The sequence below is a fragment of the Paraburkholderia phenoliruptrix genome (assembly GCF_902859825.1).
Taxonomy (GTDB): Bacteria; Pseudomonadota; Gammaproteobacteria; order Burkholderiales; family Burkholderiaceae; genus Paraburkholderia; species Paraburkholderia phenoliruptrix.
Genome location: NZ_CADIKB010000010.1, coordinates 1 through 20,741, shown reverse-complemented (window position 1 = coordinate 20,741; position 20,741 = coordinate 1). Strand labels below are relative to the sequence as shown.

Sequence of the window (20,741 nt, the reverse complement as noted above, 5' to 3'; positions counted from 1 at the left end):
GCTGGTTGTCTGCGCTGGCCGCGCGCCGAAGTCGCGCGGTAAAATCGCGGGCATGCCTAACACGCCGCCTCCCGACTCGCCCACTCCCTCGCCCGGCGCCGCGCGTCTATCCGCAGACATGCCCACGGGCGTCGCGCCGCGCAACGAATACACCGTCGACGAACTCGCGCGCGTGAGCGACACGACCGTGCGCAACGTGCGCGCGTATCAGGACCGCGGCCTTCTCGCGCCGCCCGAAAAACGCGGCCGTGTCGGCGTGTACGACGACACGCACGTGTCGCGTCTGAAACTGATCAATCATCTGCTCGCGCGCGGCTACACGCTCGCGAACATTCAGGACCTGATCAAGGCGGTCGACGAAGGACACGATCTTCGCTCGATTCTCGGCCTTGAAACCGCGATCGGCGGACGCTGGTCGCGCGAGCACCCGCGGAAATATTCGCTCATCGAGCTGCTGCAGATGTTCGGCGACAAGGCAACGCCGGCTGCGCTCGCCAAGGCGGTCGACCTCGGCTTGCTGGAGCGCGACGGTCTGTCGTTCGTATCGGGCAGTCCCACCGCGCTCGCTGCGGGCGCCACGCTTGCCCGCGAGGGCATTGCGCTCGCCGATCTGCTCGACGCCGTCGGCACCGCGCGGCCGCATTTCAGCGCGGTCGCCAAGGCGCTCGTGGATCTGGTGGTGCGTCAGTTGGACCGCTACGACCCCGACGCACTTCCGCCGCCCGCCGACGTGCCCGCCCTCGTCGACGCAATCTGGCGCGTGCGTCCGCTCGCGATGGTGCTCGTCGAAAGCGAAATGAACCGGGCGCTGGAGGAAGCCTCCGGCGATTACCTCGGCGATCGCGTCGCGGCAATCATGGCGAAAAAACTCGGCGAATCCGCCGGAAACCCGCCGGGCACCCCCACTGCCGGCCAAAAAAAACCGCCGAAGCAGTGAACCCATGCGCCCGTCGGCGCGCTGTTTCGCGATTCCACGCCCATCCAGCCTGACTGCAACCTAGAGTCGGACGTCGAGACGCCCGCTTGCGTCGCTCGTTTGCAGCTCCTATCGTTACATCGAACAATGTAACAGTTAAGAGAGTAACAAAGGAGACGCCGGATGAACGCACGCATCCCCGACGACGCCGCGGCGGACCACGCGCCCGTAACCTTCGCGACCGACATCGCCATTATCGGGACGGGTTTCGCCGGGCTTGGCATGGCGATTCGCTTGCGGCAAGCCGGTCTGACCGACTTCGTCGTGGCGGAAAAAGCGCACTCAGTCGGCGGTACGTGGCGCGACAACCACTATCCGGGCTGCGCCTGCGACGTGCAATCGCACGTCTACTCGTTTTCGTTTGCGCCGAATCCACGCTGGACGCGCATGTTCGCGCGCCAACCGGAAATTCGGGCCTACCTCGAGCACTGCGCGCGGCGCTTCGGCGTGGAGCGCCATCTGCGGTTCGGTCATGAACTCACGAGCGCCGTCTACGACGACACGCGCCACCGCTGGCACTTGAGTTTCGCCAATGGGCAACAGTGGTCGGCGCGCGTGCTCATTTCGGCGATGGGCGGCCTCTCGCGCGCGGCGCTTCCGGACATTCCCGGCATCGACACGTTCAAGGGCCAGGCGTTTCATTCGCAGTACTGGGACCACGCGTATCCGCTCGAAGGCAAGCGTGTGGCCGTGATCGGCACCGGCGCGAGCGCGATCCAGTTCGTGCCGCAAATTGCGCCGCGGGTTGCACATCTCGATCTGTTCCAGCGCACGCCGCCATGGATCATGCCGAAGGCCGACCGCGCCGTGCGGCCCGTCGAACAATGGCTCTTCAGACACCTGCCGTTCACGCAGAAAGTCATGCGCTCGGCGCTCTATTGCATGCTCGAATCGCGCGCCTTCGGCTTTGCGATTCACCCCTCGCTGATGAAGACCGCGCAGAAGGTCGCACAGCGGCACTTGCGCCGCCAGGTGCGCGACCCGCAGTTGCGGGCGAAGCTGACGCCGGACTACACGATGGGCTGCAAGCGCGTTCTGATCTCGAACGACTATTTTCCGGCGTTGTCGCGCGCCAATGTGTCGGTGACGACGAGCGCAATCGAACGTATCGAAGAAGACGCGGTCATCACGAGCGACGGCGTACGTCATCCCGCTGACTGCCTGATCTTCGGCACAGGTTTTCAGGTTGCGGATCCGTTTGCGCGAGGCGTGGTGCGCGGGCGCGGCGGCGTCGACATTGTCGATACCTGGCGCGACGGCGCGCACGCGTACCTCGGCACCACCTTGCCTGGTTATCCGAACTTTTTCATGATCGTTGGCCCGAACACGGGACTTGGCCACAACTCGATGGTCTTCATGATCGAGTCGCAGGTCGAATACATTCTGCGCGCGCTCAAGACGATGCAAAGCGAACGCGCCGAGGCAATCGAAGTTCGCCCGCACGTGGAGCGTGCGTACAACGAACAGATCCAGCAGAAACTCGCCCGCGCCATCTGGTCCACAGGCGGCTGCAAGAGCTGGTATCTCGATCCGCGAACCGGCAAGAACACCACCCTATGGCCCGGCTTCGCCTACAGGTTTCGCCAGGCCACCCGCACGTTCAGCATGGACGATTACTTCGCCTATTCGCCTGCGCCCCAGACAGTGAACGGGCATGCCGCTGCGCCGTCCCGCGTGCACGCGCATGCGAACACGGCGTCGGCGGAAGCGGAAGCCCGCTAAAACCGAACATAACGACAAGGCACCTTCAGAGAGGACAGGAGATCAAGCCAATGAAGCATTTCACCGACAAGGTAGCCGCAATCACGGGCGCAGGCTCGGGCATGGGGCGCGCGCTCGCGATCCGGCTTGCGCGCGAAGGTTGCCACCTCGCACTCGCAGACCGCCATGCAACGAGCCTCGAGGAGACCGCCCGGCTCGCCGAGGCCGCCGCGCCGCATATCGTGGGCGCGCCGCTTCTCATCACCACCGCCGTGTTCGACGTGTCGGACCGTGACGCGATGTTCGCGTGGGCGGCCGAAACGGCCAGGCAGCATCGGCGCGTCAACCTTGTGTTCAATAACGCGGGCGTGGCGCTGTCGAGCACCATCGAAGGCATGGACTACGCAGATCTCGAATGGATTGTCGGCATCAACTTCTGGGGCGTCGTGCACGGCACCAAGGCATTTTTGCCTTATTTGAAGGCGTCGGGCGAAGGTCACATCGTCAATACGTCGAGCGTCTTCGGTCTGTTTGCGCAGCCCGGCATGAGCGGCTACAACGCGACGAAGTTCGCGGTGCGCGGCTTCACCGAGGCGTTGCGTCAGGAGCTCGACCTGATGCGGTGCGGCGTGTCGGCAACCTGCGTGCACCCCGGCGGCATCCGCACGAGCATTGCGCAGTCGAGCCGGATTGCGCCGAACATGGTCGGTTTCATGCTGGAAAACGAACAGCAAGGCAAGGACGACTTCGAAAAGTTCTTCATCACCACCGCCGACGAAGCGGCGCGGGTGATTCTCGACGGCGTGCGCCGCAACAGGCGGCGCGTGCTGATCGGCCGCGATGCGCGGGCTGCGGATTGGCTCGCGCGTACGCTGCCCGCCGCCTATCAGGCGCTCGTCGTGCTGCAAACGCGGCGCATGAAGCGCATGGCGGAAAAACGCGCGCAGCGCGCAGCGCCATTGGCGGACAGACGCGCATGATGAAAAGCAACACTCGGAAACCGGCAGGTGCCATAACGGGCCGCCGCAATTCACACGAACCGGAGGGAATCAGGCCATGATGCCCGTTCGCCGCGATTTACGCTTCAATCTTCCACAGCAGCGTGCCTGCGACTGGCACGCGCAAGGCTCGCATGTGACACACTTCTTCAACGCGCTTTCGCTGCTGTTTCCGGCCGGCGAGCGCTTTTTCATGGACAGTGTGCGCAACTATCGCGACCGGATCGACGACCCCGTGCTGAAGAATCAGGTGCTCGGCTTTATCGGCCAGGAAGCCATGCATACGCGCGAGCACGTCGAGTACAACGACCTCCTGCAACAGGCCGGCTTGCCCGCGCATAAACTCGACAAGCGGCTGTGGGCGATCCTCAATTTCGGCCGCAAGGTGCTGCCGCATTCCTGGCAGTTGGCCGTCACCGTGTGTCTCGAACACTACACGGCGATGCTGGCCGGCCTGTTGCTCGAAGACGCCACGCGTATCGAAGGATCCGTTGAAGGCTATGCGCAAATGTGGACATGGCACGCGCTCGAAGAGACCGAGCACAAGGCCGTGTCCTACGATGTCTGGAACACCGTGCTCCAGCCCGGCCTCGGGCGCTATCTGCTGCGCACGGGCATCATGCTCGCCACGACCCTCACCTTCTGGCTCATCGTGTTCGATTACCACGTGCGTCTGATGATCGCGGATCGCAAACGCGGCGGTCATCTGCGCGGCATGTGGCGCGTGATCAAGTATCTTTATGGACCCCGTCATGGCGTATTTCCGCGCATCGCCGGTGAATGGCTGAGCTTTTTCCGGCCGGGCTTTCATCCGTGGGACCACGACAATCGCGCGCAACTCGCGCGCATCGACGGTCTCGTCGCGGCAGTCGACGCAGCCAACGCCCGGGCGCCGGAGATACGCCGGGCCGCACGGCGCGGCGTGCGGGCGGCGGCGTGATACGCGAGACGTTATCGGTCGATGCCGGCGAGGTGCGGCTCGCGGTCTACGTGAGCGGTCCGCGCGACGCGCCGCCGATCGTGCTGGTGCACGGCTATCCCGACTCGGCCGCCGTATGGGAACCGCTACGCGCGCAACTCGACGGCGGCCACCGTGTTATCAGCTACGACGTGCGCGGCGCCGGTGCCTCGGATGCGCCCGCGGCGCGCAGCAGCTACCGTCTTCAACGACTTGCCGCCGATCTTTCAGCCGTTGTGGACGCAACCTGCGGCGGCAAGCCTTTTCATCTGGTCGGTCACGACTGGGGCTCGATTCAAAGCTGGCAGGCCGTCACCGACCCGCAGCTCAAAGGCCGGATTGCGTCGTATACGTCCATTTCCGGGCCCTGTCTCGATCACGCCTTCGATCATGCCCTCGATCGCGCGTCGCGGGGCTCACGCCACGCGGACAGCGCCGCCAACAAATATAGGATGACGAAACAACCGCGCGGAACGCGGATCCGTCAAACGCTCAGGTCCTGGTACATTTTCTTTTTCCATCTGCCGTGGCTCCCGGAGCTCGCGTGGCGTGTTGGCGGTGCGCGACTGTGGCCGCACTGGCTGCGCGTGACGGAGCACGTACAGGCGCCGCGCGACCCCGCGCAACTGCGCAATGCGCTCAACGGCCTGAATCTTTACCGCGCCAATTTTCTCGACAAGCTATTGCATCCACAGGCGCGCCGCGCCCACGCGCCGGTGCAATTTATCGTGCCGCTGCGCGACCGCTACGTCGGCCCCGAGTTGTCGCTAGGACAGGAAATCTGGCTCGGCGCCTATGAACGCATCGAAATCGACGCCGGTCATTGGGCCGTGCTGCGCGAACCGGAACTTATCGCCGCGTATATCGCGCGCTTTGTGGCCCGGCACCTGGACGGACCGGGCGGCTCGACCGGCTCGACCGGCTCTACTGGCTCGGCCACCCCGCCGCTCAACGCTCGCGCGGCAGGCGGGTAAACAAGGTTGGATAGTCGATCACGAGCCCGTCTTCATCCACTTTCATATTCGCCGTGAAGTTGCGGAAAATGCCTTCGTAGCGATATTCGCGGCCAAGCTCGATGCACGAATAGGCCTGCTCGACGCGCGTGACCTGCAGATCCGGCGTTGAAATATAGGCAACCTGCAAAGATCGGCGCTCGCCTTGCGCAAGCTGCAGCCGGCGAATCGGCAGCGTGTTGGTGAACGGCGTGGCCGCAATATCGATGTCGACGCATCCCTCGATCGCGCTCAACATGAGGCCGTGACCATCGCGCCAATGACCGTCGCCGTCGCCGTGCAGCTCCAGCTCGCCTGCGCCGACGATCTTCAGCCGCGCGTAGCGTGTGCGCCATTGCGTGTCGCAGCGCACTTCATAGTGCAGTCCGTAGGACTTGCCGTAGCGCTGGCCGACCACGACGCTCTCCACCTGAAAGCCATCCTCGCGCGCTTCGAACGCCAGATGTTCGATACCGTCGCCTTCTTGCGATGCCCACCGTAGTTCACGCATCGGATCGTCTCCTTAGGATGAAAGCCGCGGCACGCGCCGCGTTCACATCGTAGCGCGAAGCCGCAGCGTTCGTAGATGCTCGGATATCCGCATTGGAGGCCGGCGTTCGCGCGCCGTCATCACAAATAGCCACTATCAAAGCGCAGCATGCACACAGCGGCCGCATTGGCCTATGCTCGCGTTTCAAGTCTGTGCGTCCCCGCACGCTCCCCTCTCTCGAACTCATGCACGCCGCCGCGACCGAAGCACACTCTGCCGCTTTGCGCACGCTGCTGCGCAGCGTCGGTCAAATCGTGCTGCAAGCGAACGCGTTCACGGGCGCATGCCTCGTCGCCGGCTGGCTGCTATGGGATCCACGTCTCGCGTGCGCGGCGCTGACCGGCGCGGTGGCGGCCAACGTGAGCGCCGTGCTGGCCGGCTATCCCGACAACGATCTGCGCGCGGGCCTGCATGGCTTTAACGGCGCGCTGGCCGGACTCGCCGCGTTCAGCTTCATCGCCGATACCGCGACGGCCACCGCCATCGCCATTCTCGCCGCAACAGGCACGGCGTGGCTTCTCGCACCGTGGACGCAGTGGTTGCGCGCACGCGGCTTGGGCTTTTTCTCGAGCCCCTGTCTATTCGTCACCTGGCTGTGGCTGCCGCTCATTGCAAACGCGCCTATTGCAAACGCGCCTCCATGCGCGCCAGCGGCACCTACATTCGGCGTTGCAGAACTCCTCGGCGGCATGCTTGCGGGTCTCGCGCAAACCGGCTTTGCGTCGGCCCCCCCGGCGGGCGCGCTCGTATTGATCGGCATTGCGGCGGCGTCGCCCCGTCACGCGCTTTACGCGCTGACGGGCGCCGCCCTCGCGAGCGGCGAGCATCTGCTGCTGGGCGCGCGGGCAAGCTGGTTTGACGCAGGCCTGCTAGGATTCAACGGCGCGCTGACCGCGCTGGCGCTCGCCGAATACGGCGCGACGTGGATGCTCGGCGGCGTGACGCTGTCGGCGATAGTGCAGGCGGGCGCGGCCTACCTCGGCTTGCCCGCGCTGAGCGCACCGTTTGTCGCCGCCACGTGGGGCGCGCAATGGCTGAGGCAGCGCATGACGAGCTAACGCACCGCTCATCGCGCATCATCAGGAGAACCGTATGTCGTTCACTCATATCCCCAAGGGCCACGTTGCGCAGTCCGGCCCGCGCTCGGAGGCGGAACAGCAGACCCGCGTCGATCTCGCCGCTGCCTACCGCCTCGTCGCGCTCAACGGCTGGGACGATCTCATCTACACGCATATCTCCGCGAGTGTGCCCGACGAGCCGGGCCACTTTCTGATCAATCCGTTCGGCCTCGCGTTCGATGAAGTCAGCGCGTCAAATCTGGTGAAGATCGACATCGACGGCAACAGGGTCGGCGCAAACGAACATGCGGTCAACGTGACCGGTTTTGCGATCCACGCGGCCGTGCATGCGGCACGCGCCGACGCTTTCTGCGTGATGCATCTGCACAATTCGGCGGGCGTGGCCGTGTCCGCGCAGCCTGAGGGCTTGCTGCCCGCGTCGCAACACGCGCTGCGTTTTTATCGCCAGCTCGCCTACCACGACTATGAAGGCCTCGCTTTTACGCCGGCCGAGAGCGCGCGCCTCGTCGAGCATCTCGCGGACAAGCCGGCCATGCTGCTGCGCAATCACGGCACGCTGACGGTCGGCCGCACGGTTGCCGAAGCCTATGTGCTGATGGCGACATTGCTGAAAGCATGCGAGATCCAGTTGCAGGCGCAGGCCTGCGGCGCGCCGCTCGTCGTGCCCGACGACGCGGTCGCCGCGCGCACGGCCGAGCAGCTCTACGATGGCGGCGCAATCGAAGGAGCCCTGGAATGGCCGGCACTGCTGCGCAAGCTCGATCGGCTCGATCCCAGCTACCGGAACTGACAGTCGACCTGACGATCGCGGCAAGCCGCGCCGCTCACTTTCTCAAACGGAGCCCAACCATGCCCACGTTTCATATCGAACTGTTTGAGGGCCGCTCGCTGGAGCAGAAACGCCAATTTGTGGAAGCCATCACGAAAGCGACCTGCGAGTCGCTCGGCGTGGAGCCGAATTCGGTGGACATCATTCTCACCGACGTGAAGCGCGAAAATTGGGCAACGGGAGGACGCTTGTGGTCCGACAGCGGGAAGTGAATTAAACGCTGCGCGCATTGCGCGCGCAGCCTGGGTCATGCCCAGCGGCACGTTAAAAAACGCGTCACTGTGGCGGCGCAACAACACGCCGCCCCTACTCTGACCGATCAGAAGCGGTGGATGATGCCCACGCCTGCAGCAAACTGGCTACGCGACGAGGACGGTGCGCTATTCTGACCGTCGCCGATATCGGCCGTTGCGTTGATGATGCTCACGCCGTTGTTGCCGATCGTCTGGCCGCTTGCACGCTGATACGCTTCCAGCGCGTACAGACCGGTGCGCTTGGACAGGCTGTAGTACTGCGACAGGTTGAACTGATGATAACGAGCCGCACTCGAAATGCCGTTCGATTCCGTGGCACGCGTGTAGCTATAGCCAGCCGCCAGATCCAGCGCGCTGATCGGCTTGAAGTGCACCACTGCGCCCGCGGTGTTGAAGATCGCTTCGTGGCGGAACGCCGAGCCTACGCCCGGAATGTATTGCACGTTCGAGTACGAGAACGACACATCCAGTTGCGAGCTGAACGCATAGCCGCCCGTAACCGCCACGCGCTGCTGCGCCTGCGCCGTGCGGTAGCCGTTGTTGATACCCGAGACGCCCGGCTCCGAACCGTTGTTCGATGCCGTGGAATCCGCGCCCCAGGCGCCGCCGCCCAGCGTGGAGTTGTTGATGCGCTGGAAGCCGGCCGCGATACCGAACGGGCCGTTCAGGTACTGGACTGCCGCGCTCCAGGTCGAGCCCGCGTTGAGCCGGCCGGCCACGCCGCCCAGCGCATACGAACCGCTCACCGTCAGGCCGTGCATGTTCGGCGACGTGTACACCAGCGAATTGTTGACGCGATACAGCGTGTCCAGCGAGTCGATATCGCCCGGATGCGCGCCGTAAGCGCCCGTCAGCCACGTGGTCGGGCTGTACGGGGACAGCAGCGTGTAGTACGACGTGTACTGGCGGCCGGCCGTCAGCGTACCGTACGTGGGGTTCGTCACGCCCACCCATGCCTGGCGGTTGAATGCGAGGCCGCTCACGCCCTGAGCACCCGTGGCGCTGTTAAAGCCCTGTTCCAGCTGGAAAATGGCCTTGGTACCGCCGCCAAGATCGTCGCCGCCCTTCAGGCCGAAGCGGCTGCCCGCCCAGATGCCGTTGTTCATCTTCACCACCGAGCGGCCGCCCGAATTGGAACCGAGCGCGGCCGAGCTGCTTTGGTAGCCGATACCCGTATCGACGATACCGTACAGCGTGACGTTGCTCTGAGCGTGCGCGCTCAGGGCGACGAGGCCGAGAGCCGAGGTTGCTAGTGCCTTTTTCATTGATGCTCCTCTTCAAAAAAATTGTTCTTGACTACCGGCTTTATTTGCGCTTCCTAACCGGTTAATCGCGGGGTTCAGGTCAGAAGACCGGGTGTCCGTTTATCAGGCTCGGCAACCACGTGGAGAACATCGGGACGTACGTCACAATGTTGATGGCGCTGAAGATAGCGAGGTAGTACGGCCACGCCACCTTGGTAGTTTCCCCAATCGACACATTGCCAATTGCGCATCCGATGAATTGCACCGAGCCGATCGGCGGATGCACGAGCCCCAACGCGCAATTCAGCAGGATCATGATGCCGAACTGCACGGGGCCGACGCCGCTATGCATCGCCATCGGCAGGAACAGCGGCGTGGTGATCAGGATGTGCGCCGCCATGTCGACGAAGGTGCCGAGGAAAATCTGGATCACGTTGATGTACAGCAGCATCAGCCAGGGGATGCTGGTCGCGCCGTCGAGCATGTGCTCGATCGCATCCGGAATCTCCAGATACGCCATCTGGAAGCGCAGCATGTTCGACACGCCGATCAGCAGCAGCACCACGCCCGTGGTCTTCGCGGCCTTCGACAAGGCGAAGGAGAGCTTCTTGAGCGTCATCGAGCGATACACAACGACCGTGAGCACGAGCGAATAAGCCACGGCGATAGCGGCCGCTTCCGTCGCCGTCGCAATACCCTTTGCCACGCAGACCAGAATGATTGCAATGACCATCAGGCCCGGCAACGCGCCGAGGAACGTGCGGACAACCGCCATCCAGCCCGGGAACCGTTGCAGTCCGGTCGAACCGTCGGGACGGCGCGGATAGCCGTAGCGCACCGCTTGCCAGTAAGCCGCGATCAGCACGAAGCCCATCACCCACAACACCGGCAACAGCCCCGAAAACAGCAGATCGCCGATCGACACGCCGCTCATCGGCACACCGTTCAGCGTGCCCGTGATGCCTTGCGCGGCGAACGCGTAGATGATCATGTTGGTCGACGTGGGCATCAGTGCGCCCGCGAGCGACGAGTGCGTGGTCACGTTGACCGCGTAGGCGGCGCTGTAGCCCTCGCGCTTCATCAGCGGAATGACGACGCCGCCCATGGCCGACGTGTCCGCCGTGGGCGAACCCGAGACGCCGCCGAACAACGTGCACGCGACCACGTTGGCCATGCCGAGCCCGCCGCGGAAATGGCCGACCGTGGCTTGCGCGAAACGCAGAATCCGGTCGGCAATGCCGCCGTGAAGCATGAGTTCGCCGGAGAAGATGAAGAACGGTACCGCCAGGAACGAGAACGCGTTCATCCCCGAGACCATCGACTGCATCGCCGTGGCAGCGGGCAGCCCTTCATACAGGTACGTGAGCACGCACGAGAGGCCCAGCGCGAACGAAACCGGAACGCCGAGCACCAGAAAAACGAGGAAGCTAATAGAAAGGAGGGCAAGTTCCATGATTGTTCTACTTGTGTTTCTTTGCGAAAAGCGCCAGCAGGTTCTCGATTGAGAACGACGCAATGCAGACGCTGGCAATGACCGGGATCAGATAGCGAAGCGCCTCGGGCAAGCCGAGAATCGGAATCCGGTCATGCTGGGTGGTCTCCGCCATCTGCAAAGAGCCGAAGAAAATCGCCACGGCGAGCGCGATCAGGCACAAATGTTGGAAAGTGTGCGCGACCAGTTGCCCCTTTTCCGGCAGGTTCTTCACGAGCGAATCGAGGCCAATATGGCCGCCTTCGCGAACCTTGAGCGCGGCGCCGAACATCGCGATCACGATGACGAGCAAAAGCGCGATCGGCTCGACGAAATCGGGGGCGTCGCTAAACACATAGCGCATCACGACGCCGTAGATCACCAGCGCGCTCAGCGCGGCAAGGCTGATCGACGCGATCACGGCCAGCGCGCGAAAGAGAAAATCGTTTGGGCGTTTCATGAATCTCTTGACCCCATTCTTGCCCGCGACGGACTGCTGCAATAAGTTAGTCGTGCTACCGTCCGCCGCCAGCGACTGATGTGACGCAAACGCTGCGATGACGAGCGGCGCGCAGCGGGACCATCCGCAGCGCTGCTGCACGACGTCCCGCTGCGCGAACCACCCGATGAGCGTTACTTGATTGCCTGGATTTCGTCGACGAGCTGCTTCATTTGCGGCGTCTTTTCATACTTGGCCCACACCGGCTGCATCGCCTTCACGAACGCTGCGCGATCGATCTGCCCCGCTGCGACGATCTGCGCGCCGCCCTTCGTCACGGTCTTGCCGGCGTCGTTTTCGCGCGCGGTCCACAGCTTCTGGTAGTAAGGCACGGAGTCGGCCGCCGCCTTCTTGATGATCTCCTGCTCCTGCGGCGAGAGCGTGTCCCAGATCTTCTTCGAGAAGACGAGCACTTCCGGCGTCATAGAATGTTGGGTCTCCGAATAAACCGGCGCTACTTCGAAGTGCTTGGTTTCTTCGTACGACGGCAGATTGTTTTCGGCCGCGTCGACGAGACCCGTCTTCAGGCCCGTATAGACTTCCGCGAACGGCATCGGCGTGGGCGTGCCGCCCATCGCCTTGATTTCGTCGACCATCAGGTCCGACGGCTGCACGCGCACTTTCAGGCCCTTCATGTCGGCCGGCGTGCGGATCGGCTTTTTCGTGTAGATGGAACGCGCACCGCTTTCGTAGAAAGTCAGCGCGATCATGCCCTTCGCCTTGAACGCGTCCAGAATTTTCTGGCCTTCGGGACCGTACATGACCTTGCGGAAATGGTCGACGTCACGGAACAGGAAGGGCAGCGACGGGATCATCGATTCGGGAACGATCTCGTTGAAGGCGGCGCCGTTAGCGCGCGCCATGTCCAATGCGCCGATGCGCACCTGATCGATCGTGTCGTTCTCCGAACCGAGTGCGCTGTTGCCGAACACCTTCACCGAATCCTTGCCGCCGGTTGCCTTGCTGATCTGCTCGCCCATGTACTTGACGGCCATGTTGGTCGGGTACGTGTCGCCGTGCACGTCGGACACGCGGAACACGCGCGCTTGCGCCGACATGGCGCCGAACGCCAGCACGGAGGCGGCGACGATCAACGAAACACGGGAAGAGGCAAACTTCTTGTTCATCGTGACATTCCTTAAAAATAGACATCCCATCAATGCAAAGCCGCTGGCAACAGCCGCTCATAGGCAGCCGCCGGCGAGCTGCCGTGACGGACGGCCGCTGGCGGACGACTGGCTTCAGATGTGACATGGTTTTGCTGCGTCTCCCGGCGCGGCGCTCGCGGTCTCCTGAGGCTGGGCGAACGCTTTGCCGTGCTGTCCGTGCAACGTCCCCGGCACAAAGATCAGCACTCCTGTCAGACAACTCGACTTCTTTTACTTCTACTGCGTCGGCAAGCTCGGACGCGCACGGGTGCATTCGCCAAGCGGCCTCGTACGACACAATGCGCTGCCATCCCGACTTGCCTTGCGCTCTCGACAATGAGCAGAAAGCAATCTGTTTGCGCTTATACGTTGTACGACGACATATGAAGCATATAAAACGCAGTTTGAGTTGTACAGACGGTATTTACCCGAGGAAAGAAACGCTCGGCGCGCATAACCGGAATAGCGCGCCCGCTTTGAAGCGTGGGGCTGGCGCGGCGGTAGCGCAGAGTTGTGAAGTGCCGGTGCAGCAACGCCAATTTTTCGTCAACGGATGCCAAACCGTGGTAAGTCCGCCACATTGTTGTATGACGAGTGACGAATTATTGAACTTGAGAAGTGAGCGAGAAAACAAACAGCGCCGGTCGCGTTTTCACGCGCCGGCGCTCTACTCCCGAGCCGTCAGCTGCTCACAGCTGGCCGGCAAACTCCGGTTCCGGCAAGCCGGTGACGCCCGGACGCACCGCGAAGACATGCCCGTCATGTTCGCTTGCGCCGGCCGCCGGCCGGATCGACGTGACGAAGAGCGTATCCAGATCACGTCCGCCGAAAGCACACATGGCCGGCTTGATGGCCGGCACGGCAATCTGCCGGTCGAGCTTGCCTCGCGGCGTGAAGCGCAACAGCGCGCCTGCGTCGTTCGCGCAGATCCAGTAGCAACCGTCCGCATCCACCGCCGCGCCGTCGGGCCGGCCCACATAGTGGTTCAAATCGGCGAACACACGCCGGTTGCGCGGCTCGCCGGTTTCGACGTCGTAGTCGAACGCCCAGATCTGCCTGCGCAGCGGGTGCGAGTCGGACAGATACATCGTCGTGCCGTCCGGCGACCAGCCGAGGCCATTCTGCGTGATGAGTCCGTCGACGACCGGCGCCGACAGCACACCGTCCCCGTCGAACCGGTAGAGCGCGCCGGCCGGGTTGGCGGCGGCCATGTCCTGCACCATCGTGCCGGCCCAGAAGCGTCCTTGCCGGTCGCAGCGGCCGTCGTTGAAACGCATGTCGGGAAAGGGAAAGACCGGCGCCGCGAGCTTGCGTCCGGTGACTTTGACAGGCTCGCCGGGCTGCGCGGCCCGAGGCGACAGGCGGGCAGAATCTTCGCCGAGCGTCACTGCAAAGAGACCGCTTTCGCAGCCGGCAAGCACGGTGCCGCGACGATCGAACGCGATGCACGCAACTTTCTCGGGCAACAGCCATTCGGAGCGCTCGCCCGTCTCGAGCCGTAGCCGCACGATCTTGTGCGCCGGAATATCGACCCAGTAAAGCGCCTGTTCCGCCACGCGCCAGACCGGACTCTCGCCGACGCCAGCCGGCGCCTCGCCCGCCGCCAGCACGCGCTCAACACGCTCAACACGCTCCACGCGCGGATTGCCCGCGGCGCTCACCGCTTCGGCTCCATCGGACCAGCCAGCACGAACGGGCCACCCTGGAAGCGCTGGGTCGGATCGTCGAGATCCGCGGTCGGCGCGCTCACGGGAAAGAGATGCTCGAACTGGACGGAACTGTCCTGCGGGCGAAAGCCGAGGAACGCCGCCTTCGTATTGTCGACCCACTTCGTGCGGTTATCCGACACGCCGTACACGATTGCATGGCCCACCCGATTGGTGAACAGCGAACAGCGCACGAGTTCGATGAAGTCGCGATAGCTGAGATACGTGACCAGCATGCGCGGGTTCTTCGGCTGCTCGAACGACGAGCCGATCCGCAGACACACCGTCTCGAGCCCGAAGCGGTCGAAGTAATAGCGCGACAGCGATTCGCCGAAACACTTCGTCACGCCGTAGAGACTGTCGGGGCGCAGCGGCGCGTCGGTATCGAGCACTTCCGTCACCGGATGAAAACCCACCGCGTGATTCGAGCTCGCGTACACGACGCGCTTCACACCCTGCTTCTGCGCGGCCGAATACAGGTTGTACAGGCCGCGAATGTTCGCTTCGAGCAGGTCGGCGAAAGGCGCTTCGACGGAAATGCCGCCCAGGTGGATCACCGCGTCCACGCCTTCGAGCAGCGCGAGCACGGCGGCTTCGTCTGCGAGATCGACGATCGACGCTTCTTCGTGCGCGGCCACCTCGCCGAGCGGCGCGATGTCCGTCACACGCACGACGTCGGCCCACGCGGCAAGGGGGCCGCGCAGTTGCCTGCCCAGATTGCCGGCGGCTCCGGTGAGCAGCAGGCGTCGAAAGGGTTTGGGGGTGGAGGTACGGTGCAGATTGGAATCTGTCATGTGTGTCTGTTTATGAATGGCCAGCTCTATGAAGCAGTATTGGGCGATACACCCGTGAAGGCATCACGTCAAACGAGCCGCGACATGCGCGGCTCGCAGGTGCGGCAATCAGGTCACCGGCGCCGGGTTGAAGAGCGCCAGCGCATTATGCAGCTTGAGCTTCTCCGCGCAGGTCTTCTTGCGGCCGCTCGCGACGTCGAGCATATAGCGGAACAGTTCCCAGCCCACGTCCTCGATCGTCGCGTTGCCCGTGGCGATGGTGCCGGCGTTAATATCCATCAGGTCGTGCCAGCGGCGCGCCAGATCCGAGCGCGTGGCCACCTTGATGACCGGCACTTCGGCGAGGCTGTATGGGGTGCCGCGGCCGGTCGTGAAGACGTGCAGATTGATACCCGCCGCAAGCTGCAGCGTGCCGCAGATAAAGTCGCTCGCCGGCGTCGCCGCGTAGATCAAACCTTTTTGCCGCGCTTTCTCGCCCGGCGACAGCACGCCCGAAATCGGCGAGTTGCCGGACTTGATGATCGAGCCCATCGCCTTTTCGACGATGTTCGACAAGCCGCCCTTCTTGTTGCCTGGCGTGGTGTTCGCGCTGCGGTCCGCGCCGCCGCGCTTCAGATAATCGTCGTACCACTGCATCTCGCGGATGATCGCCTGCGCGACGTCCGCATTCGCCGCACGCGCGGTCAGTTGATCGACGCCGTCGCGCACTTCGGTGACTTCAGAGAACATCACCGTGGCGCCCGCGCGCACGAGCAGATCGGTCGCGAAGCCAACCGCCGGATTTGCGGTGAGACCCGAGAACGCGTCGCTGCCGCCGCACTGCACGCCGACCACGAGGTCCGCCGCTGAACACGTCTCGCGGCGCCGGTTGTTGAGCCGCTTCAGGTGACCTTCAGCCGTCCTCATGATCGACTCGATCATAGACTGGAAGCCGACGTGCGACTCGTCCTGAAGGACGACCACGTCGCCGTTCTCGTCGGCGCCGAGATCGCCGATGTCGGCGATTTCGCTCGGGTTCTGCGCCGCCGCGATCGGAATCGTGCCAGGCGGCATCAAACGCTCCGGCTGCAGCTTCTCGCAACCGAGGCTCACCATCATCACCTCGCCGCCGAAGTTCGGATTCAGCGCGATGTTGCGCACCGTGCGAATCGGCACCATCGCGTCGGGCGCGTCGATCGCGACGCCGCAGCCGTAGGTGTGGCCGAGGCTCACCACGTCGTCGACGTTCGGGTACTTCGGCAGCAGCTCGGACTTGATGCGCGCGACCGCGTGCTGAACCACGTCCGCCACGCACTGCACCGTGGTGGTGATCGCCAGAATGTTGCGCGAGCCGACCGAGCCGTCCGCGTTGCGGTAGCCCTCGAACGTGTAGCCTTCGAGCGGCGGCATCTCCGGCGCCTTGATGGTCGCGATGGGCAGGTCCTCGAGCCCCGGCGGGCTCGGCATGCGGATCACGTGCTCGTTGATCCAGCTTCCTTTGGGCAGCGCCTTCAGCGCATAGCCGATCACCACGTTATAGCGGATGACCTCGCCGCCCTCGGCCAGATCGGCAAGCGCGACCTTGTGCCCCTGCGGCACGCGCTCGCGCAACACGAGTCCGTCGGGGAAAACCGCGCCCTCCCCCAGCCCGCCGTCGTTCACGACGATCGCGACATTGTCATTGGGGTGCACGCGAATGTAGAGCGGTGAAAGTTCCATTGCATCGATCCTTATGGCGATTAACGCCTTCTGCGGCAGCTATTCATACGTCATCCTACAACATGCGCGCTGGCCGAGATGTTCCGTATTTACCCTAATTGCTCCATTATGCCGCGAAATCTTCGTTGAGTTAGCCAAAGTGTTGTTGTACGATGACGTATAAGAAATCTTCATTTCTATTGATACAACCCTACCGACGCCCGGATACATACACCATGACGACACCGCAGGAACTCAAGCAGATCGTTTCGGAAGGCCTTCTCTCCTTCCCCGTGACCGATTTCGACGCACAAGGCGAATTCCGCGCCGACACTTACGCCGAGCGCCTCGAATGGCTCGCGCCGTACGGCGCCTCGGCGCTGTTCGTGGCCGGCGGCACGGGCGAATTCTTCTCGCTCACCCACAACGACTATTCGAACGTCGTGCGCACTGCCACCGAAGTCTGCAAGGGTAAGGTGCCGATTCTGGCCGGCGCGGGCGGCCCCACGCGCGTCGCCATCGAGTATGCGAAAGAAGCCGAGCGCCACGGCGCGAACGGCATTTTGCTGATGCCGCACTATCTGACGGAAGCCTGCCAGGAAGGCATCGCCGCGCACGCCGAAGAAGTCTGCAAGGCCGTGCCGAACATGGGCGTGATCATCTACAACCGCGCGAATTCGAAGTTGAACGCCGACATGCTGGAAGGCCTCGCCGAGCGCTGCCCGAACCTGATCGGCTTCAAGGACGGCGTGGGCGAGATCGAAAACATGGTGACGATCCGCCGCCGTCTGGGCGACCGCTTCTCGTACCTCGGCGGCCTGCCGACCGCGGAAGTCTACGCCGCGGCCTACAAGGCGCTGGGCGTGCCGGTGTACTCGTCGGCGGTATTCAACTTCATTCCGAAAACCGCGATGGACTTCTACCGCGCGATCGCGGCGGACGACCACGCGACCGTCGGCAAGCTGATCGACGAATTTTTCCTGCCGTACCTGAAAATCCGCAACCGCCGCGCCGGCTACGCGGTCAGCATCGTCAAGGCGGGTGCGAAGCTGGTCGGCCACAGCGCCGGCCCGGTGCGCGCGCCGCTGACCGATCTGACCGACGACGAAATGGCGCAGCTCGACGCGCTCATCAAGACGCTCGGGCCGCAGTAACGCAGCGCGCCTCGCCGGCGGCGCGACTGCCGGCCGGCGAGGCAAACCACCGCCGCCCGTGAACGCCGGATGAGCGCCGGATGAACGCCGGTGGACGGCAGCGCAAGGAGCGCCCGGAGACGACTACGTCGCCGGGCGTTTTTCGCACCTGCGACCGAGGCCGACCCATAAGGCCGGGAGCCCGCTCCCCTGGATAAGCATTGAGGAGATAACCATGGAAATGAGCCGCACGGCGAGTTCCGCCAATGTCGCGAAGCGCACTAAAGTCCGCTACGCGATCCTGCTACTGATCTTTGTGATCACCACCTTCAATTACGCGGACCGCGCGACGCTGTCGGTCACCGGCTCGGCGATGCGCACGGAGTTCGGCTTCGACGCGATCCGCATGGGCTACATCTTCTCCGCGTTCAGTTGGGCTTACGTGCTCTCGCAATTGCCGGCCGGCTGGCTGCTCGACCGTTTCGGCGCGCGGCGCGTGTACGCGGCGAGCATCTTCTTCTGGTCGCTTTTCACATTGCTGCAAAGCTCCATTGGCCTGTTGGGCAGCGCGGCCGCCGCGGTGACGGGTCTGTTCGTGTTGCGTTTCGCGATGGGCGCGGCGGAATCGCCGGCGTTTCCCGCGAACGCGAAGGTCGTAGCGAGCTGGTTCCCGACCAAGGAGCGCGGCACCGCGTCCGCGATCTTCAACTCCGCTCAGTATTTCGCGGCTGTCGTCTTCACGCCGCTGATGGCCTGGCTCACCCACGCGTTCGGCTGGCACATGGTCTATGTCGTGATGGGCGTGGCCGGCCTGCTGCTCGCCCTCACCTGGCTCAAGGTAATGAAGCACCCCGCGGACCATCCGGGCGTGTCGGCGGCCGAACTCGAATACATCGAACAGGGCGGCGGCGTCGTCAACGGCCACCAGAAGGCCGATTCCAAAGCCGCTGCCGTCGGCGTCGAAAAGGCCGGCGGCTGGTCGCTCGTGCGTCAGTTGCTCACCAACCGGATGCTGGTCGGCGTCTATCTGGCGCAGTACTGCATCAACGTGCTCACCTACTTCTTCCTGACGTGGTTTCCGATCTACCTCGTGCAGGCGCGCCACATGACGATCCTGCAGGCGGGCCTCGTCGCGTCCTTGCCCGCCATCTGCGGATTTTCGGGCGGCGTGCTCGGCGGCATTCTGTCGGATGCGCTGATCCGGCGCGGCCATTCGCTGACCGTCGCGCGCAAGGTGCCGATTGTCGGCGGCATGCTGCTGTCGGTGTCGATCATCGGCTGCAACTATGTGTCCACCGACTGGATCGTCGTCGCGCTGATGTCGCTCGCGTTCTTCGGCAAGGGCATCGGCGCGCTCGGCTGGGCGGTGGTCGCCGACACGTCGCCGAAGGAAGCCTTGGGTCTGTCCGGCGGCATCTTCAACATGTTCGGCAACGTGGCCGGCATCGTCACGCCGATCGTGATCGGTTATCTCGTTGCGCAGAGCGGCTCGTTCAACGGCGCGCTGGTGTTCGTCGGCGCCAATGCGCTGCTTACGGTGTTCAGCTATCTCGTGATCGTGAAGGACATCAGGCGCGTGGAGCTGCGCCCGCGGTGATGGCGGCGGCGCTCGCGGCTTGCCCCGCGGCGTACGACGAGCGGGGCCGGGCCCGGGCCCGGCGCTCCGCCGCCGCCCGCCTCTGCCCCGCGCTCAAAATGATCCAGCCTTTCTATAATCAGTCGTCAGACGACGGTATAATGGACCGCAGGAAGCATCTGCAACTATCTGATTCAGGGGCGTTTTCGATGGCTACACCACTGGCATCCGCGGCACCGCCACGACGCGCTCGTAATCTTGCCGAGCTCGTCGTCAACTACGTCACCGAGCAGATCGCGTCGAACGCGCTGAAGCCAGGCGACAAGCTGCCAACCGAATCGCAACTCATGGTCACGCTGAGCGTGAGCCGCACGGTCATTCGCGAGGCCATTTCGCGCCTGCAGGCAGGCAAGATCATCGAGACGCGGCACGGCATCGGCAGCTTCGTGCTCGAACCGCAGCGCGAAAAACTCGGCATCGACATGGTGCCCGCCACCACGCTGCGCGACGTGCTGTCCATCCTCGAACTGCGCATTAGCCTTGAAACCGAATGCGCGGGTCTCGCCGCGCAGCGCGCCAAGCCGGAAGACCTCGCGCGCATGCGCGCCGCGCTCGACGGAATTGAAGCCACGCGTCACAACGGGCTCGACAGCGTCGAGGCGGACCTGCAGTTCCATATCTCGGTGGCGCGCGCCACGGGCAACCGCTATTTCGTCGACATTCTCACGCAAATGGGCAGCGCGCTGATTCCGCGCAACCGTCTGGATTCCGCCGGCATTGCGCGTGCCGAGCCGGACGCGTATCTGTCGCTCGTCAACCTCGAACACGAGAGCATTCTCGAAGCGATCAGCCGGCACGACGCCGACGGCGCACGCGCGGCCATGCGCATGCATCTGTCGAACAGCCGCGAGCGGCTGCGTCGCGCGAACGAAACGTCCGAGGCGAATAGCTGAGCAACCCGCCGGTTTTTAGCGGCGCGCTCGCAGGCGCACCGGCAACAGAACCAGGCAAAAGAAAATGGCCGGGGAGTTCACCTCCCCGGCCATTTTTCATTTCACCATGACTCCAGCACCGAACTTTGCTGGACTACGCCGAAGCCCGATACAGCAGGTTTATCAATAACTTAGGCGAGTCCAACATATGCCGGTGCTTTCCG

The 20,741-nt window shown here is 63.8% G+C and carries 19 protein-coding genes; 11 read left to right on the top strand and 8 right to left on the bottom strand.

Annotated features, from left to right (window positions below; translation table 11 throughout):
- Window positions 1-52 precede the first annotated feature (52 nt).
- From HV711_RS13045 to HV711_RS13025, 5 genes are all read left to right on the top strand, one after another.
- Window positions 53-937, top strand: coding sequence for a MerR family transcriptional regulator (locus HV711_RS13045; RefSeq protein WP_175145115.1), 885 nt, complete (start codon window positions 53-55; stop codon window positions 935-937).
- 162 nt (window positions 938-1,099) lie between these two features.
- On the top strand, window positions 1,100-2,698 hold the full coding sequence (locus HV711_RS13040; RefSeq protein ID WP_035478500.1) for a flavin-containing monooxygenase: 1,599 nt from the start codon (window positions 1,100-1,102) through the stop codon (window positions 2,696-2,698).
- A gap of 50 nt (window positions 2,699-2,748) precedes the next feature.
- A complete protein-coding gene (locus HV711_RS13035) occupies window positions 2,749-3,657 on the top strand; it encodes an SDR family NAD(P)-dependent oxidoreductase (RefSeq protein ID WP_028361358.1) in 909 nt (302 codons plus the stop codon).
- Window positions 3,658-3,733: 76 nt separating this feature from the next.
- Window positions 3,734-4,615: a metal-dependent hydrolase gene (locus tag HV711_RS13030; RefSeq protein WP_035478498.1), complete on the top strand. Its 882-nt coding sequence runs from the start codon at window positions 3,734-3,736 to the stop codon at window positions 4,613-4,615.
- A complete protein-coding gene (locus HV711_RS13025) occupies window positions 4,612-5,607 on the top strand; it encodes an alpha/beta fold hydrolase (RefSeq protein ID WP_035478496.1) in 996 nt (331 codons plus the stop codon). The genes HV711_RS13030 and HV711_RS13025 overlap by 4 nt, the downstream gene beginning before the upstream one ends.
- Here HV711_RS13025 and HV711_RS13020 read toward each other — a convergent pair.
- Window positions 5,582-6,136: a putative glycolipid-binding domain-containing protein gene (locus tag HV711_RS13020; protein ID WP_028361355.1), complete on the bottom strand. Its 555-nt coding sequence runs from the start codon at window positions 6,134-6,136 to the stop codon at window positions 5,582-5,584. The two genes, HV711_RS13025 and HV711_RS13020, sit on opposite strands and share 26 nt — an antisense overlap.
- Before the next feature lie 224 nt (window positions 6,137-6,360).
- Here HV711_RS13020 and HV711_RS13015 point away from each other — a divergent pair, with 224 nt between their 5' ends.
- From HV711_RS13015 to HV711_RS33815, 3 genes are read left to right on the top strand one after another with little or no spacing between them, the layout of a single operon-like run.
- On the top strand, window positions 6,361-7,233 hold the full coding sequence (locus tag HV711_RS13015; protein WP_028361354.1) for an urea transporter: 873 nt from the start codon (window positions 6,361-6,363) through the stop codon (window positions 7,231-7,233).
- 34 nt (window positions 7,234-7,267) lie between these two features.
- Window positions 7,268-8,044, top strand: a complete 777-nt coding sequence (locus HV711_RS13010; protein ID WP_013592064.1) for a class II aldolase/adducin family protein — start codon at window positions 7,268-7,270, stop codon at window positions 8,042-8,044.
- Window positions 7,990-8,295: a 4-oxalocrotonate tautomerase gene (locus tag HV711_RS33815; RefSeq protein WP_279612661.1), complete on the top strand. Its 306-nt coding sequence runs from the start codon at window positions 7,990-7,992 to the stop codon at window positions 8,293-8,295. Before HV711_RS13010 ends, HV711_RS33815 begins: the two co-directional genes overlap by 55 nt.
- Before the next feature lie 107 nt (window positions 8,296-8,402).
- On the opposite strand, the gene HV711_RS13000 is transcribed toward HV711_RS33815, so the two are convergent.
- The 7 genes from HV711_RS13000 to garD form a co-directional block, all read right to left on the bottom strand.
- Window positions 8,403-9,602 carry a porin gene (locus tag HV711_RS13000; protein ID WP_035478495.1) on the bottom strand — a complete coding sequence of 400 codons (1,200 nt, stop codon included), beginning with the start codon at window positions 9,600-9,602 and terminating at the stop codon, window positions 8,403-8,405.
- A 79-nt stretch (window positions 9,603-9,681) separates the two neighbouring features.
- The gene (locus HV711_RS12995; protein WP_013592061.1) at window positions 9,682-11,034 is read right to left on the bottom strand and encodes a TRAP transporter large permease; all 1,353 of its coding nucleotides are present in this window, start codon (window positions 11,032-11,034) and stop codon (window positions 9,682-9,684) included.
- A 7-nt stretch (window positions 11,035-11,041) separates the two neighbouring features.
- A complete protein-coding gene (locus tag HV711_RS12990) occupies window positions 11,042-11,512 on the bottom strand; it encodes a TRAP transporter small permease (protein ID WP_035478558.1) in 471 nt (156 codons plus the stop codon).
- Window positions 11,513-11,685: 173 nt separating this feature from the next.
- Window positions 11,686-12,678 carry a TRAP transporter substrate-binding protein gene (locus tag HV711_RS12985; protein ID WP_013592059.1) on the bottom strand — a complete coding sequence of 331 codons (993 nt, stop codon included), beginning with the start codon at window positions 12,676-12,678 and terminating at the stop codon, window positions 11,686-11,688.
- 710 nt (window positions 12,679-13,388) lie between these two features.
- Window positions 13,389-14,360 carry an SMP-30/gluconolactonase/LRE family protein gene (locus HV711_RS12980; protein ID WP_035478493.1) on the bottom strand — a complete coding sequence of 324 codons (972 nt, stop codon included), beginning with the start codon at window positions 14,358-14,360 and terminating at the stop codon, window positions 13,389-13,391.
- Window positions 14,357-15,199, bottom strand: a complete 843-nt coding sequence (locus HV711_RS12975; RefSeq protein WP_035478491.1) for an NAD-dependent epimerase/dehydratase family protein — start codon at window positions 15,197-15,199, stop codon at window positions 14,357-14,359. Before HV711_RS12975 ends, HV711_RS12980 begins: the two co-directional genes overlap by 4 nt.
- 108 nt (window positions 15,200-15,307) lie before the next feature.
- The gene (gene garD / locus HV711_RS12970; RefSeq protein ID WP_035478490.1) at window positions 15,308-16,897 is read right to left on the bottom strand and encodes a galactarate dehydratase; all 1,590 of its coding nucleotides are present in this window, start codon (window positions 16,895-16,897) and stop codon (window positions 15,308-15,310) included.
- A 215-nt stretch (window positions 16,898-17,112) separates the two neighbouring features.
- Between garD and kdgD the strand changes: the two genes are divergently transcribed.
- The 3 genes from kdgD to HV711_RS12955 all read left to right on the top strand — a co-directional run bounded on the left by kdgD (window position 17,113) and on the right by HV711_RS12955 (window position 20,538).
- Complete coding sequence (kdgD, locus tag HV711_RS12965; protein WP_013592055.1) at window positions 17,113-18,030, top strand: 5-dehydro-4-deoxyglucarate dehydratase; 918 nt, start codon at window positions 17,113-17,115, stop codon at window positions 18,028-18,030.
- Between the two features lie 214 nt (window positions 18,031-18,244).
- Window positions 18,245-19,606 carry an MFS transporter gene (locus HV711_RS12960; RefSeq protein WP_035478488.1) on the top strand — a complete coding sequence of 454 codons (1,362 nt, stop codon included), beginning with the start codon at window positions 18,245-18,247 and terminating at the stop codon, window positions 19,604-19,606.
- 188 nt (window positions 19,607-19,794) lie between these two features.
- Window positions 19,795-20,538: a FadR/GntR family transcriptional regulator gene (locus tag HV711_RS12955; protein WP_035478486.1), complete on the top strand. Its 744-nt coding sequence runs from the start codon at window positions 19,795-19,797 to the stop codon at window positions 20,536-20,538.
- Window positions 20,539-20,741: the final 203 nt, after the last annotated feature.

What these genes read in the sequence shown, in the direction of transcription:
- HV711_RS13040 (WP_035478500.1), top strand. Translation starts at nt 1,100, where the DNA reads ATGAACGCACGCATCCCCGACGACGCCGCGGCGGACCACGCGCCCGTA.
- HV711_RS33815 (WP_279612661.1), top strand. Translation starts at nt 7,990, where the DNA reads ATGGCCGGCACTGCTGCGCAAGCTCGATCGGCTCGATCCCAGCTACCG.
- HV711_RS13010 (WP_013592064.1), top strand. Translation starts at nt 7,268, where the DNA reads ATGTCGTTCACTCATATCCCCAAGGGCCACGTTGCGCAGTCCGGCCCG.
- HV711_RS12960 (WP_035478488.1), top strand. Translation starts at nt 18,245, where the DNA reads ATGGAAATGAGCCGCACGGCGAGTTCCGCCAATGTCGCGAAGCGCACT.
- HV711_RS13035 (WP_028361358.1), top strand. Translation starts at nt 2,749, where the DNA reads ATGAAGCATTTCACCGACAAGGTAGCCGCAATCACGGGCGCAGGCTCG.
- HV711_RS12990 (WP_035478558.1), bottom strand. Translation starts at nt 11,512, where the DNA reads ATGAAACGCCCAAACGATTTTCTCTTTCGCGCGCTGGCCGTGATCGCG.
- HV711_RS12975 (WP_035478491.1), bottom strand. Translation starts at nt 15,199, where the DNA reads ATGACAGATTCCAATCTGCACCGTACCTCCACCCCCAAACCCTTTCGA.
- HV711_RS13015 (WP_028361354.1), top strand. Translation starts at nt 6,361, where the DNA reads ATGCACGCCGCCGCGACCGAAGCACACTCTGCCGCTTTGCGCACGCTG.
- HV711_RS12995 (WP_013592061.1), bottom strand. Translation starts at nt 11,034, where the DNA reads ATGGAACTTGCCCTCCTTTCTATTAGCTTCCTCGTTTTTCTGGTGCTC.
- garD (WP_035478490.1), bottom strand. Translation starts at nt 16,897, where the DNA reads ATGGAACTTTCACCGCTCTACATTCGCGTGCACCCCAATGACAATGTC.
- HV711_RS13020 (WP_028361355.1), bottom strand. Translation starts at nt 6,136, where the DNA reads ATGCGTGAACTACGGTGGGCATCGCAAGAAGGCGACGGTATCGAACAT.
- HV711_RS12955 (WP_035478486.1), top strand. Translation starts at nt 19,795, where the DNA reads ATGGCTACACCACTGGCATCCGCGGCACCGCCACGACGCGCTCGTAAT.
- kdgD (WP_013592055.1), top strand. Translation starts at nt 17,113, where the DNA reads ATGACGACACCGCAGGAACTCAAGCAGATCGTTTCGGAAGGCCTTCTC.
- HV711_RS12985 (WP_013592059.1), bottom strand. Translation starts at nt 12,678, where the DNA reads ATGAACAAGAAGTTTGCCTCTTCCCGTGTTTCGTTGATCGTCGCCGCC.
- HV711_RS13000 (WP_035478495.1), bottom strand. Translation starts at nt 9,602, where the DNA reads ATGAAAAAGGCACTAGCAACCTCGGCTCTCGGCCTCGTCGCCCTGAGC.
- HV711_RS13030 (WP_035478498.1), top strand. Translation starts at nt 3,734, where the DNA reads ATGATGCCCGTTCGCCGCGATTTACGCTTCAATCTTCCACAGCAGCGT.
- HV711_RS13045 (WP_175145115.1), top strand. Translation starts at nt 53, where the DNA reads ATGCCTAACACGCCGCCTCCCGACTCGCCCACTCCCTCGCCCGGCGCC.